The 16022-nt window shown below is 67.2% G+C and carries 14 protein-coding genes and 2 tRNA genes; 15 read left to right on the forward strand and 1 reads right to left on the reverse strand.

What is annotated here, in order from left to right; translation table 11 throughout:
• The first annotated feature begins 4 nt into the window (after positions 1 to 4).
• The 6 genes from HHL11_RS23380 to HHL11_RS23405 all read left to right on the forward strand — a co-directional run bounded on the left by HHL11_RS23380 (position 5) and on the right by HHL11_RS23405 (position 5376).
• Complete coding sequence (locus HHL11_RS23380; RefSeq protein WP_169420956.1) at positions 5 to 886, forward strand: phytanoyl-CoA dioxygenase family protein; 882 nt, start codon at positions 5 to 7, stop codon at positions 884 to 886.
• A 2-nt stretch (positions 887 to 888) separates the two neighbouring features.
• Positions 889 to 2226 (forward strand): NAD(P)H-dependent oxidoreductase, encoded by a 1338-nt coding sequence (locus tag HHL11_RS23385; RefSeq protein WP_169420957.1) that lies wholly within the window; start codon positions 889 to 891, stop codon positions 2224 to 2226.
• A gap of 47 nt (positions 2227 to 2273) precedes the next feature.
• A tRNA-Ala gene (locus HHL11_RS23390) sits at positions 2274 to 2349 on the forward strand.
• A 414-nt stretch (positions 2350 to 2763) separates the two neighbouring features.
• Positions 2764 to 2839: transfer RNA gene (locus HHL11_RS23395), tRNA-Lys, on the forward strand.
• Between the two features lie 610 nt (positions 2840 to 3449).
• Complete coding sequence (gene pstS / locus HHL11_RS23400) at positions 3450 to 4487, forward strand: phosphate ABC transporter substrate-binding protein PstS (protein ID WP_342593263.1); 1038 nt, start codon at positions 3450 to 3452, stop codon at positions 4485 to 4487.
• Between the two features lie 274 nt (positions 4488 to 4761).
• Positions 4762 to 5376, forward strand: coding sequence for a 1-acyl-sn-glycerol-3-phosphate acyltransferase (locus HHL11_RS23405; protein WP_169420958.1), 615 nt, complete (start codon positions 4762 to 4764; stop codon positions 5374 to 5376).
• A gap of 184 nt (positions 5377 to 5560) precedes the next feature.
• Here HHL11_RS23405 and fur read toward each other — a convergent pair whose 3' ends face one another.
• Complete coding sequence (gene fur, locus HHL11_RS23410) at positions 5561 to 6016, reverse strand: ferric iron uptake transcriptional regulator (protein WP_169420959.1); 456 nt, start codon at positions 6014 to 6016, stop codon at positions 5561 to 5563.
• A gap of 262 nt (positions 6017 to 6278) precedes the next feature.
• Between fur and HHL11_RS23415 the strand changes: the two genes are divergently transcribed.
• The 9 genes from HHL11_RS23415 to HHL11_RS23450 all read left to right on the forward strand — a co-directional run bounded on the left by HHL11_RS23415 (position 6279) and on the right by HHL11_RS23450 (position 15977).
• Complete coding sequence (locus HHL11_RS23415) at positions 6279 to 6992, forward strand: COG4705 family protein (RefSeq protein WP_169420960.1); 714 nt, start codon at positions 6279 to 6281, stop codon at positions 6990 to 6992.
• Positions 6993 to 7017: 25 nt separating this feature from the next.
• Complete coding sequence (locus HHL11_RS23420; RefSeq protein WP_169420961.1) at positions 7018 to 10104, forward strand: efflux RND transporter permease subunit; 3087 nt, start codon at positions 7018 to 7020, stop codon at positions 10102 to 10104.
• A gap of 13 nt (positions 10105 to 10117) precedes the next feature.
• Positions 10118 to 10576 (forward strand): ChbG/HpnK family deacetylase, encoded by a 459-nt coding sequence (locus tag HHL11_RS34945; RefSeq protein ID WP_425355220.1) that lies wholly within the window; start codon positions 10118 to 10120, stop codon positions 10574 to 10576.
• A 7-nt stretch (positions 10577 to 10583) separates the two neighbouring features.
• Positions 10584 to 11618 (forward strand): cytochrome-c peroxidase, encoded by a 1035-nt coding sequence (locus tag HHL11_RS23425; protein WP_240980373.1) that lies wholly within the window; start codon positions 10584 to 10586, stop codon positions 11616 to 11618.
• Positions 11619 to 11651: 33 nt separating this feature from the next.
• On the forward strand, positions 11652 to 12986 hold the full coding sequence (locus tag HHL11_RS23430; RefSeq protein WP_169420962.1) for a hypothetical protein: 1335 nt from the start codon (positions 11652 to 11654) through the stop codon (positions 12984 to 12986).
• A gap of 4 nt (positions 12987 to 12990) precedes the next feature.
• On the forward strand, positions 12991 to 13554 hold the full coding sequence (locus HHL11_RS23435) for an FMN-binding protein (protein ID WP_169420963.1): 564 nt from the start codon (positions 12991 to 12993) through the stop codon (positions 13552 to 13554).
• Positions 13551 to 14369: an FAD:protein FMN transferase gene (locus HHL11_RS23440; protein ID WP_169420964.1), complete on the forward strand. Its 819-nt coding sequence runs from the start codon at positions 13551 to 13553 to the stop codon at positions 14367 to 14369. Before HHL11_RS23435 ends, HHL11_RS23440 begins: the two co-directional genes overlap by 4 nt.
• A complete protein-coding gene (locus HHL11_RS23445; RefSeq protein WP_169420965.1) occupies positions 14357 to 14839 on the forward strand; it encodes a hypothetical protein in 483 nt (160 codons plus the stop codon). The genes HHL11_RS23440 and HHL11_RS23445 overlap by 13 nt, the downstream gene beginning before the upstream one ends.
• 229 nt (positions 14840 to 15068) lie before the next feature.
• A complete protein-coding gene (locus tag HHL11_RS23450; RefSeq protein WP_169420966.1) occupies positions 15069 to 15977 on the forward strand; it encodes a fumarylacetoacetate hydrolase family protein in 909 nt (302 codons plus the stop codon).
• The last annotated feature ends 45 nt before the right edge of the window (positions 15978 to 16022 follow it).

Raw genomic sequence — 16022 nt, forward strand, 5'->3', positions numbered from 1 at the left:
CGCCATGCATCTGACCAAGGAGCAGCTCGCGCAATTCGACCGCGACGGCTACCTGTTCTTCCCCGGCCACTTCACGCCGGCGGAGACGCGCGCGCTGACCGGGGCCGTGCCCGGCCTGTACGCCCGCCGCGAGGCCTTCAACGTGCGCGAAAAGGACAGCGACGCGGTGCGGACCAACTTCGCCGCGCACATGGTCAGCGAGCCTTTCGCCAAGTTGGCGCGGCATCCGCGCATGGTGGAACCGGTGCGGGAGCTGTTCGGCGAAGACGTGTACATGCACCAGTTCAAGATCAACGGCAAGATGGCCTTCGAGGGCGACGTCTGGCAATGGCACCAGGACTACGGCACCTGGCTCAACGACGACCAGATGCCCACCGAGCGCGCGATGAACGTGGCCATCTTCCTGGACGACGTCAACGAGTACAACGGCCCGCTGATGTTCATCCCGGGCAGCCACAGGAAGGGCGTGGTGGAGGCGAAGCACGACCTCACCACCACCAGCTACCCGCTGTGGACCGTGGACAACGCCTTGATCGCGCAGCTGGTCGAGCGCGCCGGCGGCAAGGACGGCGGCATCGTTTCGCCGAAGGGCCCCGCGGGTTCGATGATCCTGTTCCACAGCTGCCTGGTGCACGCCTCCAGCAGCAACCTGTCGCCGTGGAACCGCGTCAGCGTCTACCTGTCGCTGTGCGCGGTCTCCAACCACATCCGCCGCTTCAAGCGGCCGGAATACATCGCGCACCGCGACTTCACGCCCATTGCCTGCCTGCCGGACGACTGCCTGACCGCGCCCTACCCGGTGGACCTGCCGTGGCGCAACGGCATGCCGGCAAGCGCGCTCGTCACCTCCCCGGAACCGTTCGAACAACTGAGGAAGGCGGCCTGACGATGTCGCTGCATGCGCAACTGCAGAAGCGCGCCGCCGAAGGCCGGCCGATCCGCGTCGGCCTGATCGGCGCCGGCAAGTTCGGCTCGATGTATCTCGCACAGGTGCCGCGCACGCCCGGCGTGCACCTGGCCGCGATCGCGGACCTGTCACCCACCAACGCGCGCGCCAACCTGGCGCGGGTAGGCTGGAAGCCGGAACGCGCGCAAGCCGCGTCCATCGACGACGCGCTGAAGACCGGCGCCACCCACGTCGGCGAGGACTGGCAGGCGCTGGTGCGCCATCCCGCCATCGACGTGGTGGTGGAATGCACCGGTCACCCGATCGCCGCGGTCGACCACTGCCTGGAGGCCTTCGCCCATGGCAAGCATGTCGTCAACGTCACGGTGGAAGCGGATGCCTTCTGTGGCCCGCTGCTCGCGCGCAAGGCGCAGCAGGCCGGCGTGGTCTATTCGCTCGCCTTCGGCGACCAGCCGGCGCTGATCTGCGACCTGGTCGACTGGGCCCGCACCTGCGGCTTCCCGGTGGTGGCGGCGGGACGCGGCCACAAGTGGCTGCCGCATTTCTGCGAATCGACGCCGGAGACGGTGTGGGGCAACTACGGCCTCACGCCCGAACAGGCGCAGCGCGGCGGCCTCAACCCGAAGATGTTCAACAGCTTCCTCGATGGCTCCAAGCCTTCGATCGAGAGCACCGCGGTCGCCAACGCCACGGGCCTGACGGTGCCCGGCAACGGCCTGCTGTATCCGCCGGCCAGCGTCGCCGACATCCCCTTCGTGACCCGGCCGAAAAGCGAAGGTGGCGTGCTGGAACGCAAGGGCATGGTCGAAGTGGTCTCCTCGCTGGAGCCGGATGGCCGCGTGATCCCCTACGACATCCGCATGGGCGTGTGGGTCACCGTCGAAGCGGAAACCGAGTACGTCAGGAACTGCTTCGAGGAATACAACGCGCACACCGACCCGAGCGGCCGCTACTTCACCCTGTACAAGCGCTGGCACCTGATCGGCCTGGAAGTGGGCCTGTCGGTTGCGAGCGTCGCGCTGCGCGGCGAAGCGACAGGCGTCGCAAGCTGTTGGAATGCTGACGTCGTCGCCACGGCAAAGCGCGATCTCGCGCCGGGCGAAATGCTGGACGGCGAAGGCGGCTACACGATTTGGGGCAAGCTGCTGCCCGCGCAAACCTCGATCCGCATGGGCGGCTTGCCGCTGGGGCTGGCCCACGACATCAAGGTGCTGCGCCCGGTGAAGAAAGGGCAGAGCCTGAGCTGGAACGACGTCGCCGTCGACCAGGGCACGCACGCCTATCGGATCCGCAAGGAGCTCGAAACCACCTTCGCCTGAAAGCGGCGCGAGGCGCCCTCGGCTTTTGCTACAATAGCGCCTGTTGTGGGGGGGTAGCTCAGCTGGGAGAGCGTCGCGTTCGCAATGCGAAGGTCGGGAGTTCGATCCTCCTCCTCTCCACCACAACCCAATCCGAAAAGGCCTTGAACACTGTTCAAGGCCTTTTTTCTTTGCCGGCTCACTGGCCGACGCGGCAGTGTTCCGGCATGGCGGAAGTCGAGGCCACGAGCGTGGAACGGGTGATCTCCGCGGGCCCGGCCTGCGCGGCGTCGAGGTTGCCCACCTTGAGGTCGGCGCACGCGACCGGAAATACTGCGCGCGGCCGATCTGTACTATCAATGGAACATTTGAGCGACGGACGTCCTGTCGACAGGACATTTGGCGGCGAGCTCGCGGCGGCCGCTGGCGTCAGCTTCGCTCAGTTCTCAGTGGGGACTCGCGGGAAGGGCTCGCTCGTGTGTGCTACACTTCATGCCGTTGTCGACGTTGCGGACGAGTTGCACAAACCCTCCGGTCGGCCAACCCAGTTTCAGCAGTGGGTTCTTAGCTCAGTTGGTAGAGCAGCGGACTCTTAATCCGTAGGTCGTAGGTTCGAATCCTACAGGACCCACCACTCACAAGGCTTCGGCCAAAGGCGGGCCGCTACAGAAGATGTAGCGGCCCGTTTTCTTTTGGGCGCCGGTGACAGTCCGAACCGCTCACTTTGGGTGCGGTTGGATGCGGATCCAGCTATTCGCAGCGTCTCATCACGAGCACACGGTCTGCGTGGTCGCGTCATCCGCCGCACGGTCGGCCAGCGCTGGCCCTGGGCGCTAGCGCGCGCCATCAGGTCGCCGTGCTTTGCAGGTCCACAGCCACGCCTGGCACAAGTGCAACGAGAACCGACTCCTTCGCCGGGATGCCCCAGGCGGAGGAAGTCGTCAATCGATGCTTGGCGGCCCTCCTCGCGACCAGTCCTTGCCACGACCTTCCGTCGCGAACCCCGGAGGACAGACGCCCAGCTACGGGGAACGTGAGTGACCGGACTCATCCCCGCCACCTGGAGGGCCTGCCGCGCGGAAGGATGGATCTCGGTCGCAATTTCCCGGGAACGCCGCAGGAACTGCTGCGGCATGTCCCGCGGCTGACGGTCCAGACAGGCTTCCGCCAGCACGGCGTCACAATCAGGGGTTCCCCGAAGCAAATCGCACGGAGTGCCAGTGTTCAGACAGAGTCTCAGCGGCGTGGCCGCTTTTTTCTTGCTCGCAGCGGCGTGCAGCATCAGCGCGCAGGCAGGCGCGGAAACGATCTCGGGTGCAGGGTCCACGGCCGCAGCACCGATTTATCAGGTGTGGGCACGCGAGTACGGCAAGGTTACCGGCACCGCATTTGCTTATGAGTCCGTCGGCTCCTCGGCCGGCCTGAAGAAGATACGGGGAGGCGAAACGGGTTTTGGCGCCTCCGACGTGGCCCCTACGGAGTCCGAACTCGCGAAGGACGGGCTGGTGCTGTTCCCGGTGGCGATCACCGGGATCGCCCCGGTGGTGAACCTGCCGCATGTGGCGGACGGGGAGTTGCGCCTGAGCGGCGAGGTGCTCGCACGCATCTTCATGGGCGAGATCCGGAACTGGTCCGCGCCGGAACTGCGACAGCTCAACCCCGGAGTCTCGCTGCCTGACCTTGCCATTCGCGTCGTGGTGCGTGCCGACGGATCGGGCACCACTTTCAACTTCACCGACTACCTCTCGAAGGAGAGTCCCGCGTGGAAGCAGCGCTACGGGGCCAAGACGCTGGTCGCTTGGCCCGCAGGTGCGGTCGCGATGACTGGAAGCGAGGGCGTCGTGAAGGACGTCAAGGAACATGCAGGCGCGATCGGCTATGCCGATTTCGGCTACGTCTCCGACTACAAGCTGGCCTCGGCGCAGGTGCGCAACGCGGACGGCGAGTTCGTGCGCGCGAGCGTGCCCGGCTTCCGGGCGGCGCTGGCCGCCAGCGATTGGTCCGCCACTGGCTCGTTCACGTCCACCCTCACCTCGCAGCGTGGCAAGGCCACTTGGCCGATCACCATGGGTACCTTCGTCGTTGTGCCGCGGGTCAGCAACCGCCCCGAACAGACGGCAGCGGCCTTGAAGTTCTTCCTGTGGGCTTTCAACCACGGCGATGCGCTCGTGCAGCAGGCGAATTTCGTCCGGCTACCCGATCGGGTGCAGGCCAGCGCGTTCAAGGCGATCGCATCGGTGAAAGACAAGCAGGGCAAGGCGCTGGGTCTCGGCGCGCTCTGAACCGGAGAACCTGTCCGCGCAGCAAGCGCGGAGTCTGACGCGGACCGGAGGGTGCCTTGTCACCGTCGTGCCACGGCAGTTCGTCATCCTTCGTCCATCGCATAGTGGCGGCCGCGCGCCGTGTTCCTGCATGCACGCTAACCCTGCCGTTCGAACCGCCCTGTTTCTTCAAACGGGATGGCGCGTTCTTCGATTGGCAGGCCACTTCGCTTGGGGATGGGTGCAAGCCGTGCTGGTGCTGCCGAGAGTTTCACACGTCCGCAGGAGAGCGCTCGTGCAATCGTGGTGCTCGAAGTTGCTGAGGATGGCCGGCGTTTCCATCGAGGAAACAGGGCGGCGCGCTGTCGGCCCGGTGATGCTCGTTTCCAACCATGTTTCGTGGCTGGACATGATCGCGATCCAGTGTCTCTGCCCCACGCGCTTCATCGCCAAGTCCGAGGTCCGTGCGTGGCCGGTGATTGGCGCGATCGCCAGCCGGCTGGGCACCATCTACATCGATCGACAGAGCTCGCGTAGCGCCGCGGCGGCGGTGGGTTCGGTCGCCGCGCATTTGCGCGCGGGTGAGATAGTCGTCCTCTTCCCCGAAGGCACCACGACCGACGGCACCGGAGTGCAACCGTTCCGGGGCAGCCTCCTGCAGGCACCGATCGATGCGCAGGCCAGGGTGCAGCCTGTTGCGCTCATCTATCGAGAGTCCGACACCGGACTGATTTGCCGGCGTGCTTCATACACCGGCAGCGACGGGCTGCTCGAATCCATCTGGCGCACCGTGTCCGCGCGAGTGACGGTTCGGATCGCCTTCGGGCCGGCGTTGGACACGGATGGACAGAACCGGCGCAGCCTTGCTCTGTCGCTGCACTCGCAAGTGGAGGAGTTGCGCGCCAGTTGAGCCGCCTCGGGGCCTCGCCGCGGTTCGAAGTGGATCACCATGGTTGGATCTGGCACGTCCGTATCGGGCCCGACCAAGGGGCTGGTGTCCAATGCCTGATCGCGCGCCGGACTCGCAGTCCGGCTTCGGCCTTGCTCGATCGCGCAAGGTCGCGCAACAGATTTCATGGAAGGTGTAAAAACCTTCAGCCGCCTGCGCCGCGCAACCGGACGCAGGTCTCGCAATGGCCGTACAAGGCCAGCCGGTGGTCCGCGAGTTCGAAGCCGCGCGCCTTGGCGGTTTCGCGCTGACGGGCCTCGATCAGTTCGTCGCTGAATTCGTCCACCCTGCCGCACGCGAGGCAGATGAGGTGGTCGTGGTGTTCGCCTTCGTTGATCTCGAAGACTGCCTTGCCGCCGTCGAAGACGTTCCGCAGCAGCAGGCCCGCGGCCTCGAGCTGCGACAAGACCCGGTAGACCGTCGCCAGTCCGACGTCCGCGCCCTGCTCCACCACCCGCCGGTAGATGTCTTCGGCGCCGAGGTGGCGCGACTCGCTGTGCCGAATGATGTCCAGCACGAGGACGCGCGGCAGCGTCGACTTGAGGCCCGCGCTTTTCAGCTCGGGTTCGGCATGGGGGGCTTCGATGGTGCGGTGGGGCATGGGCTCAAGTTCTCCAGAGTGGCTTGCGGCATGCGCCTCCGAAATTCCATTCAATGGTAATTGCTCGGAACCGGCCTTCTTACCCCTAGCTCGGCGATACATAGCAACGCGATCAGTAGGTCCGCTCGCGGGCCTATCCGGAGTTGGCGGGTTCCTTCACGGCCACCTCGCACTACCCGCGAGATGCCAGCTTCGGATCGCAGAAGAAGGAAAGCCCCGCACAGGAAGCCTCCGAAGCCACCAAGGAAGCCCAGGAGAAGTGATGGAGGCCGCTCGTCCCGCCATCCTTGCCCCGGCCTTCTGGAACAAGGTCCCGGCCATCACCTTGAGCTTCTGGGTGATCAAGGTCCTCGCGACGACTGTGGGCGAGACGGGCGCCGACTATCTGGCCGTGCACGTCGGCCTCGGCGCGGCCCTCACCACCGGGCTCATGAGCGCTCTGCTCGTGGCGGCCCTGCTGCTGCAACTGACCCGGCACCGCTACGTGCCCTGGATCTACTGGCTGACGGTGGTGCTCCTGAGCGTCGTCAGCACCCAGATCACCGACATCCTGGCGGACACCCTGAACGTGAGCCTCTATGTGAGCACCGTTGTCTTCAGCGTGCTGCTGGCGGCTTGCTTCTGGATCTGGCATCGGGCTGAAGGAACGCTGGCCATCAATGCGATCGAGACGCGCTCGCGGGAGCTGTTCTACTGGGGCGCCGTGCTGGTCACCTTTGCGCTCGGCACGGCGGCTGGCGATCTCGCGACGGAGGCGCTCGGACTCGGTTTCCAGGGTCCGTGTGGGGCGGAGATTGCTCGAAGTGGTACTGGCGACCTTGATCGCCGTGGGCATCGCCCAGGTCGTCACGCACGTATGGCCGCAACCGCCGTGCTGGCCAGCGCGCTGAGGGTCCCGTTGTCGCCGGCCCATGGCGGCGTGCTGCGGCGCTGGGCTCGCCTCAGGACCATGGCAGGATCGAACCAAACCTGCTGACCGTCCAAAGGCCAGCGACTCGCCCATGAATCCATCAGCGCCATTCATCCAACGTCCCGTAGCCACCACCCTGCTGATCGTGCTGATCCTGCTCGCCGGCGCGGCAGGCTATGCGCTGCTTCCCCTGGCCGCGCTCCCGCAGGTGGAACTGCCGACGATCCAGGTCTCGGCGGCCCTGCCGGGCGCAAGCGCCGAGATCATGGCCACCTCGGTCGCCACGCCCCTGGAGCGCCAGTTCACGCTGATCCAGGGCATGACCGAGATGAGTTCCAGCAGCGCCACAGGCGCGACCTCGATCACGCTGCAGTTCGACCCCAGCCGAAGCATCGACGCTGCGGCCCAGGATGTGCAGTCCGCCATCGCCGCGGCTGCGCCGATGCTGCCGAAGACCCTTCCCAGTCCCCCGAGCTGGGAGAAGGCCAATCCCGCCGACTTCCAGATCATGTCCATCGCGGTGAGCTCCGACGCCTTGCCCTTGCCCGAACTGGACCGGTACGCGGACACCTACATCGCGCAGCAGCTCTCGCGCATTCCGGGCGTGGGCTTGATCGACCTGCACGGGGAGCAGAAACCCGCGGTGCGCGTGCAGGTGGACGCCAACAAGCTCAATGGGCTGGGCCTGAGCCTGGAGCAGGTGCGTGCCGCCCTGGGGACCCTGTCGGTGAATGCGCCCAAGGGCACCCTCGACGGACCGCGCAAGTCGACGACCATCGATGCCTCGGACCAGCTCGTCAGCGCCACCCAGTACGAGGACGCGGTGCTGGCCTGGCGCAACGGCGCACCCATCCACGTGCGCGATGTCGGCCGCGCCATCGCCGGGCCGCAGGACGTGAATTCATCCGCCTGGCTGGGCGACCATCGCGCGATCATCGTCGACATCCACAAGCAGCCAGGCAGCAACGTGGTCCAGACCGTCGACGCGATCCGGCAGGCCCTGCCCGCGCTGCAGCGCACGCTGCCCGGCTCGGTCGACCTGAAAGTCGTCAACGACCGCACCCAGACCATCCGCGCCAGCCTCTCCGACGTCCAGCGGACCTTGCTCTTCACGGTGATGCTGGTCGTGCTGGTGGTGTTCGTCTTCGTGCACGGCCTGTGGTCCACGCTGATTCCGGTGCTCTCGATCCCGCTGTCGATCGCCGGCACCCTGGGCGTTCTCGCCTTTCTCGGCTACACGCTCGACAACCTGTCGCTCATGAGCCTGACGATCGCGGTCGGCTTTGTCATCGACGACGCCATCGTCGTCATCGAAAACATCATCCGGCATGTCGAGATGGGCAAACCGGTGCTGCAGGCGGCGCTCACCGGCGCCGGCGAGGTGGCTTTCACCGTCGTCTCCATGACGGTGTCCCTGATTGCGGCACTGATCCCGCTCCTCTTCATGGGCGACATCGTCGGCCGGATGTTCCGGGAGTTCTCGGTCACGCTGTGCGTGGCGCTGCTGGTGTCGGCGCTGGTGTCGCTGACGGTCACACCCATGCTGTGCCGCATGTTCCTGGGACTTGAGCGGGGCCGCCGCCCCGGTCGGCTGACACAGGTGCTGGAAGCAGGTTACGCGCGCCTGGCCGCGGGCTATGCGAAAGGCCTGGATCAGGTGCTGCGCCGGCCGTCACTGGCGCTGACCGCCACCGTTGGTGTGCTCGTGGCGACCGTCGCCCTGTACATCGCCATCCCCAAGGGCTTCTTCCCGCAGCAGGATACCGGCCAGATCCTCGGCTCCACGGAAGCCCGGACGGACATTTCCTTCCAGGAAATGAGCCGGCGGCAACTCCGGGTGGTCCGGCGCCTCGTCACCGACCCGGACGTGGCAAACGTCTACAGCTGGATCAATCCCTCTCCCCTCAACCAGGGGCGGCTGGTCATCAACCTCACGCCGTTCTCGCAGCGCAGCGATTCGGCGCTGGCCGTGATGGACCGCCTGCGCCGGTCGGTCGCAGACATTTCCGACGTGGACGTGCATTTCCGGACCCGCCAGGAGTTGCAGATCGGCGGGCGCGCGAGCGCCACCCAGTTCCAGTACACCTTGCAGGACACCGACCTGGCGGAATTGACCGCATGGACCCCGAAGCTCTTGGCCGCCTTGAAGAAGCTGCCGCAACTCGATGACGTGACGACCGACCTGGACGCCGGCGTCCAGCACGCCTCGCTGGTGATCGACCGCGAGCGCGCCGCCGCTTTCGGCATCACGCCGCAGATGCTGGACGACACCCTGTATGACGCCTTCGGCCAGCGGATCGTCGGCACCATCTTCACGCAGAGCGACCAGTACAAGGTGGTGCTGGAGGTCCTGCCCGAACAGAAGTCCGACGAGGCCGGCCTGGATCTGCTGCGCATACCGTCCTCGAACGGCGCCCTGGTCCCGCTCAGCGCGTTCACGCACATGGAGCCGGCCTGGGCCGCGACACAGGTGAACCACGAGAGCCAGTTTCCCGCTGCGACGCTGTCCTTCAACCTGGCCAAGGGAGCGGCCCTGGGCGATGCGGTGGACGCGGTCGAAAGACTCCTGCAGGGCGCGGGGCTGCCACCTACCCTGCATGGCACGTTCCAGGGCAATGCCAAGGCCTTCCAGGCGTCCAACAGCAGCGAGCCCTGGCTGGTGGCCGCCGCCATTGTTGCGGTGTACATCGTCCTGGGCATGCTGTACGAAAGCTTCGCCCATCCGATCACGATCCTGAGCACCTTGCCTTCGGCTGGCCTGGGCGCCCTGGTCGCGCTGTGGCTGATGCACCAGGACCTCAGCGTGATCTCCGTGATCGGCATCATCCTCCTCATCGGCATCGTCAAGAAGAATGCAATCATGATGGTTGACGTGGCGCAGGAGCTGCGCCATCACGGATCCAGCGCGCACGAAGCCATTCGGCAGGCGTGCCTGCTGCGGTTCCGGCCGATCATGATGACGACGGGTGCCGCGCTCCTGGGCGCGCTCCCCCTGGCCCTGAGCACCGGCGCCGGATCCGAACTCCGCAGTCCGGTCGGCATCGCCCTGGTCGGCGGGCTGCTGGTATCCCAGATCCTCACCTTGTTCACGACCCCAGTGGTCTATCTCTACGTCGACCGGATAGCGCGCGCCGGCCTGTCCAGGGCACGCCTCGCGCTGCAGTCCGCGAGCGACTAAGAAGCAGATCGTGATGTTGGTGACGAACCAGGATGGTCCGTCCATCGTTGTGTGCGCCGACCACTTCGGCACGGATCCAGCGATCAACGCGGCCGCGCTTGATCTTGCGCGCATGGGTCGCGTCAGTGCGATCAGCTGCATGGTGGGGGCGCCATCCTGGCGCGGCCCGCTGTGGCTTAAGCGCGGCAGATCCGCCCTGGCTGGCGCTCAACCTCTTCCATTTCCGGGTGGCTTGCCTAGAATGCGAATCTCTCTCATTTGCAACCCAGCCACTTCGCGCCGTGACGCCCTGCTTCCCCCCCATCGCCGCCAGGCTCCCCTCCTCGCGAACACTGGCCGCGATCTCGGCCTTCCTCATCGCGTGCGCCCTGACTGCCTGCGGCGGCGGCGGGGGTGGCAGTTCCGAGGCTCCTGCCGTGTCCGACTCCGGGCTGAGTGCCGTCGCCGACCTGGGCCGACAAATCTTTCATGACCCTTCCTTGTCCGCCTCGGGCCGGATGTCGTGCGCGAGCTGCCACGACCAGGCCTTCGGGCACGGCTCGCCCTTCGACACGCCGGTCGCCATGGGCGGCCCCAACCTGGATCAGCCCGGGGTGCGCAACCCGCCGGCGCTGGGCTACCTGCGCTTCAACACCTCGTTCGGCTTCGCGGCAGACGGAACCCCGACTGGAGGTTTCTTCTGGGACGGCCGTGCGGCCACCCTGCAGGACCAGGCGCGCGAGCCTTTCCTCAACCCGATCGAGATGGCCAACCCCGACACGGCGGCGGTCGTGGCCAAGCTCGCCGCAGCGCCCTACGCGGCGCAGTTCCGCCAGGTCTTCGGTGACGCCATCCTGAACACGCCGGACGTGGCTTTCGATCGCATGACCTTTGCGCTGCAGCGATACCAGCAGGAGGATTCGGACTTCGCCGCCTTCAGCAGCAAGTACGACGCCTTCCTCGCCGGCCGCGCAACGCTCACGGCGCAGGAGCTGAACGGCCTGGCGCTGTTCAACCGTGGTGACAAGGGCAACTGCGCCGGCTGCCACGTGAGCACCAAGCCGGCCAACGCCCCCGGCCCGCTGTTCACCGACTTCACCTACGACAACCTCGGCGTGCCGCGCAACATGGCGATTCCGGCCAACGCCGACAGCAGCTATTGGGACGGGGGCTTGTGCGGCAGCAAGCGTCCGGACCTTGCGACGCGCACCGACCTGTGTGGCGCATTCAAGGTGCCGAGCCTGCGCAACGTCGCCCTGCGCAAGCACTTCTTCCACAACGGCGCCTTCAGCTCGCTGGAGGACGTGGTGCGCTTCTACGTGCGCCGCGACACCGACCCGCAGCTCTGGTACCCCGTCGACGCGCAGGGCAACGTCACTTCGTACAACGACCTGCCGGCGGCGCTGCGCGGCAACGTGAATACCACCGAGGTGCCCTACAACCGCCGTCCCGGCGAACAGCCGGCGCTCAGCGACAGCGAGGTCGCCGACCTGGTCGCCTTCCTGCGCACCTTGAGCGACGGCTACACGCCCTGACCCTCCAGCCCCGAAACGAAGAAGACCTACAACGTGAACCAGAAACTTGCAGCCGTCCCGGGCGCCCTCGCGCTCGCCACCCTCGCCCTCTGCGCCCCGGCGCAGGCGCAGTCCGCCGACGCGGAGCTCGCCGAGCAGGTGCGCCAGTTGCGCGCCGAACTGCAGCAAGTGCGGCAGGAACTCGATGCCATGAAGAAGCAGGCCGCTCCGGTCGCCAGCACGCCCGCTGCGCCCTCGTGGAGTGGCAGCCCCGCGCCTGCCGTTGTCCCCGCGCCTGCAGCCGCCCCGGTGGCGGCCGTGGCGCCCCAAGCGAATGCCGGCCTCAGCCTCTTCGGTTATGGCGAGCTCAGCTACAGCCGCCCGACCCACGATACGGCCAACTCGGTCGCGAACGTCGGGCGCGCCGTGCTCGGATGGGGCTATCGCTTCAACGAGCGCACGCGCATGGCCGCCGAGCTGGAGATCGAGAACGCCATCGCCTCGTCCAGCGACAGCGGCGAAGCCGCCATCGAGCAGATGTACGTGGAGCACGACCTCAACTCCAACCTCACAGCCAAGGCTGGCCTGTTCCTCATGCCGGCGGGCATCCTGAACGAATCGCACGAGCCCACGCGCTACTTCGGCGTGTTCCGCAACCAGGTGGAGACGGCGATCATCCCCACCACCTGGCGCGAGCTGGGCGTTGGCCTGCAAGGCACGACCGACCAGGGCCTGCGCTGGAACACCGGCATCGTCACCGGCTTCGACCTGACGAAGTGGGACCCGACCAGCAGCGACGGCCGTGATTCGCCGCTCGGCTCGATCCACCAGGAAGGCCAGCTCGCGAAAGCCCGCACGCTCGCGACCTACCTGGCCCTCAACTACAGCGGCATTCCGGGCTTCAACATCGGCGGCAGTGTCTACTACGGCGGCGCCGGGCAGAAGCAGACGGGCTTCGCCGCCCCCGATGCCACAGTCACGCTCGCCGAGGCGCATGCGCGCTGGCAGCCCGGGCGCTGGGACCTCTCAGCGCTGGCCGCGCGGGGACGCTTCTCCGGTGTCGACGCGCTCAATGCCACCTTTGCCGGCCAGCCCACGCCGGTGCCCGACCGCTTCGGCGGCTGGTATGCGCAGGCGGCGTACAAGGTCTGGTCCGCCGGCGAGCAGGCGCTGTGGCCGTTTGCCCGCTACGAGCGCCTGAATACCGCCGAAGGCTATTCGGGACTGCCGCAGGGCCTGGCCCCGACGGCGCAACCGGACACGCGCACGGTCACCATCGGCGCCAACTATTATCTGCATCCCCAGGTTGTTCTGAAGGCGGACTACATGCGCTTCTTCGACGATTCCTCGCGTGACCGCTTCAATCTCGGCGTCGGGTTCGAGTTCTGACGCCATGCCCACCCGCCGACACACCTTGCGCCGCGGCGCCGCGCTAGGGCTCGGAGCCGGCCTCTGGAACAGCGCCGCGTTCGCCGCCGTGTATCTGGACATCGAGCAGGCGCGCAAGCTGCTGCTGCCCGAGGCGGCCTCCTTCCAGTCCTGGCCGCTGGCCCTGGATGGCGCGGCGCTCGCGGCCATCGCGCAGGACAGCCACACCCGCGTGCCGCCGGGCTTCGCGCCGGCCGGCTGGACCGGCCTCGACGCCCAGGGCAAGCCGGCCGGCTGGGTGCTGGCCGACCGCGTCACCGGCAAGTACGAACTGATCGACTATGCCGTGGGCTTCGCACCCGACGGCGCGATCACCGGGGTCGAGGTGCTCGCCTACCGCGAGTCGCACGGCTCGGAGATCCGCAACCTCGCCTGGCGCCGGCAGTTCGTGGGTCATAAGGGGCCGGCGCAGTTGCGCTTCGGCGAGGACATTCGCAGCATCTCCGGTGCCACGCTGTCCTGCCAGCACGTCACCGAAGGCGTGCAACGCCTGAGCGCGCTGGTGGCGCTCCAAGGCCCTCACAAGTGAGCGAAGCGATCCTGCGGCGCGCACAGCCCTGGCTGGGCACGCTGGTGACGATCCAGACCGAGGCTGCGGCAGGAGACGAGGTTACGGCCCGTCGTGCCATCGACGCAGCTTTCGCCCGCGTCGCGCGAGTGCACGCGCTCATGAGCGCGCATTCCGCAGACTCGGACCTGGCCCGGCTCGCCCGCGCCGCTGCCGGCGTGCCGCTGGCCCTGGACCCGGACACTGTCGCCGTGCTGCGGATCGCGCAGCACTGGCGCGCAGCGAGCCGCGGCGCCTTCGATCCGGAGATGGCGGCTCGCCGCCTTGCGGGCCGGCGTCCCGGCATCGCAGCCGCGCAACATGGCATGGGCCGACTCGCGCGACTGCACATCCTCGACGAGCGCACCGTCGTCAGCGAGGACGGCCCCCTGCCGCTGGACCTGGGCGGGATCGCCAAGGGCTATGCCGTCGACCGCGCCGTCGAAGTGCTGCAAGCGGCCGGTTTGCGCAGCGGGCTGGTCAATGCCGGCGGCGACCTGCGCGCCTTCGGACCGCGCACCTGGAGCATCGAGGTCCAGCACGCCGCCGTCACCGCGCGCACCCGGAAGCTGCTGCGGCTGCACGAAGGTGCCGTCGCAACTTCGACTGGCGCCGCCCACAACGCCGATTTCGTCGCCACGCGCCGGCGTGCGCCCGCCTGGCAGCGCGGTACCGTGCTGGCACCCGATTGCGCCACCGCCGACGCGCTCACCAAGTGGGTGCTGCAGGAGCGGGAACCGTCCTTGCGCTTGCGCGCGGCCCTGCGCTCGGCTGGAGCCCGCCTGTGGCGCGACTGATCCACCCGCACGCGCGGCGCACTGGCTGGAGCGGCACCGCACTGGCCTGGACCGCCACGCTGCTCGCCCTGCTGTGGGCCAGCGGCCTGCTTCTGTACCTGTGGCCCGCCGAGGCTCTGATGGAACTGGCGCCGGCCCAGGTGCTGCTGCGGCGCGTCGCGCTGCTCGTGCACGGCACCGGCGTATGGCTCTTGTGCATGTTCGCGGGACGCTGGATCTGGCCCCATGCGCAGATCGTGTGGCGGCGCAAGCGCACCGGTACCTGGGTGCTGGGCATCGCCATGGCCAGCATGCTGTTAGCCGTCGCCGCCACCGGGATGCTGCTGCTGTATGGGCCCGCCGACAGCCATGACGGAGCGAGCGCCCTGCACTGGTGGGTGGCTGTGGGCCTGCCGCTGCTGTTTGCAGCGCATGGCTGGCGGCGCTTTGGCCCGCGCCGGCATCACGGGCCCCGAGGTCCTGGCCAATAGCTGGTCGGCGCCCAAGAGGAGCGCAAGTGGCGCGTCAGGCGCTTTGGCCGCAGCCCGCGGCGTCGCGTCCAGCGGACGCGGAGAGCATCGCGGATTGCCGCTGGACGCGACGCCGAGGCTGATTCTTCCTAGGCATGGAAGAGTTAGAAATAAGCATTGGCGCGAGTGGTCGAGGACGGAGAACATCCCGTCCGGTAGCAGCCTCGACTCTCGAACCAAGCACCACGAAATGAAATTCCTGAACTTTGTCCACGGCGACGCGCCGTCCCTCGGCGCACTCATCTCGGACGGGCGCATCCTGGATCTCTCGTCCGCCTGGGACCAGGCGGGTGTCCCGCGCTGCGTCGACGATCTCATGCGCGCCGGCCCGCAGGCGCTGGAAACGGCGTCCCGGCTCATCGCGCGGGCAGAGGCGCAGCAGCCCGGTATGCCGATGGTCGCCTACGACAGGGCAATCATCCTGCCGCCCGTGGCGAGCACCGGACGCAACATCTTCAACGTGGGCCGCAACTACCGCGATCACATCATCGAGGGGAACATCGCCAACGGCAGGCCGGCGAACGCCTTTCCCGAGGCCATCGAGTTCTTCACCAAGCCCCGGACGGCACTGGTGGGGCACCGTGGAAGCGTTCTGCGCCATGGCAAGCTGACCAACAGCCTCGATTACGAAGTGGAGCTTGCGATCGTCATCGGCAAGGGAGGCCGCGACATCAAGCGCGAGGACGCCCGTGGGCACGTCTTCGGCTACACCATCCTCAACGACATCACGGCCCGCGACCTCCAGAAGAAGCACGGGCAATGGTTCAAGGGCAAGGCGCTGGACACCAGCTGCCCGCTCGGCCCGGTGGTGGTGCATGCGAGTGCCATCGCCGATCCGGACAAGCTCGATCTGGAACTCGATATCGACGGTGACTTGCGCCAGAGCGACAACACGTCCGACATGCTCTTCGACGTCGCGTCGATCATCGAGCAGCTCTCCGCCGGCATGACGCTGGAGTGCGGCGACGTCATTGCCACCGGGACACCCAAGGGCGTGGGCTTCGCCCAGAAGCCGCCGCGGTGCATGGAGGTCGGTCAGACGGTGAATGCGCGTATCAAGGGCATCGGCGAGCTGAGCAACGTCATCGTCGAGGGCTAGCTCGCCGAGCTTGCCCGGCCCCTACTACAAACAAGGAGACAAGAC

Source organism: Ramlibacter agri (assembly GCF_012927085.1).
GTDB lineage: Bacteria > Pseudomonadota > Gammaproteobacteria > Burkholderiales > Burkholderiaceae_C > Ramlibacter > Ramlibacter agri.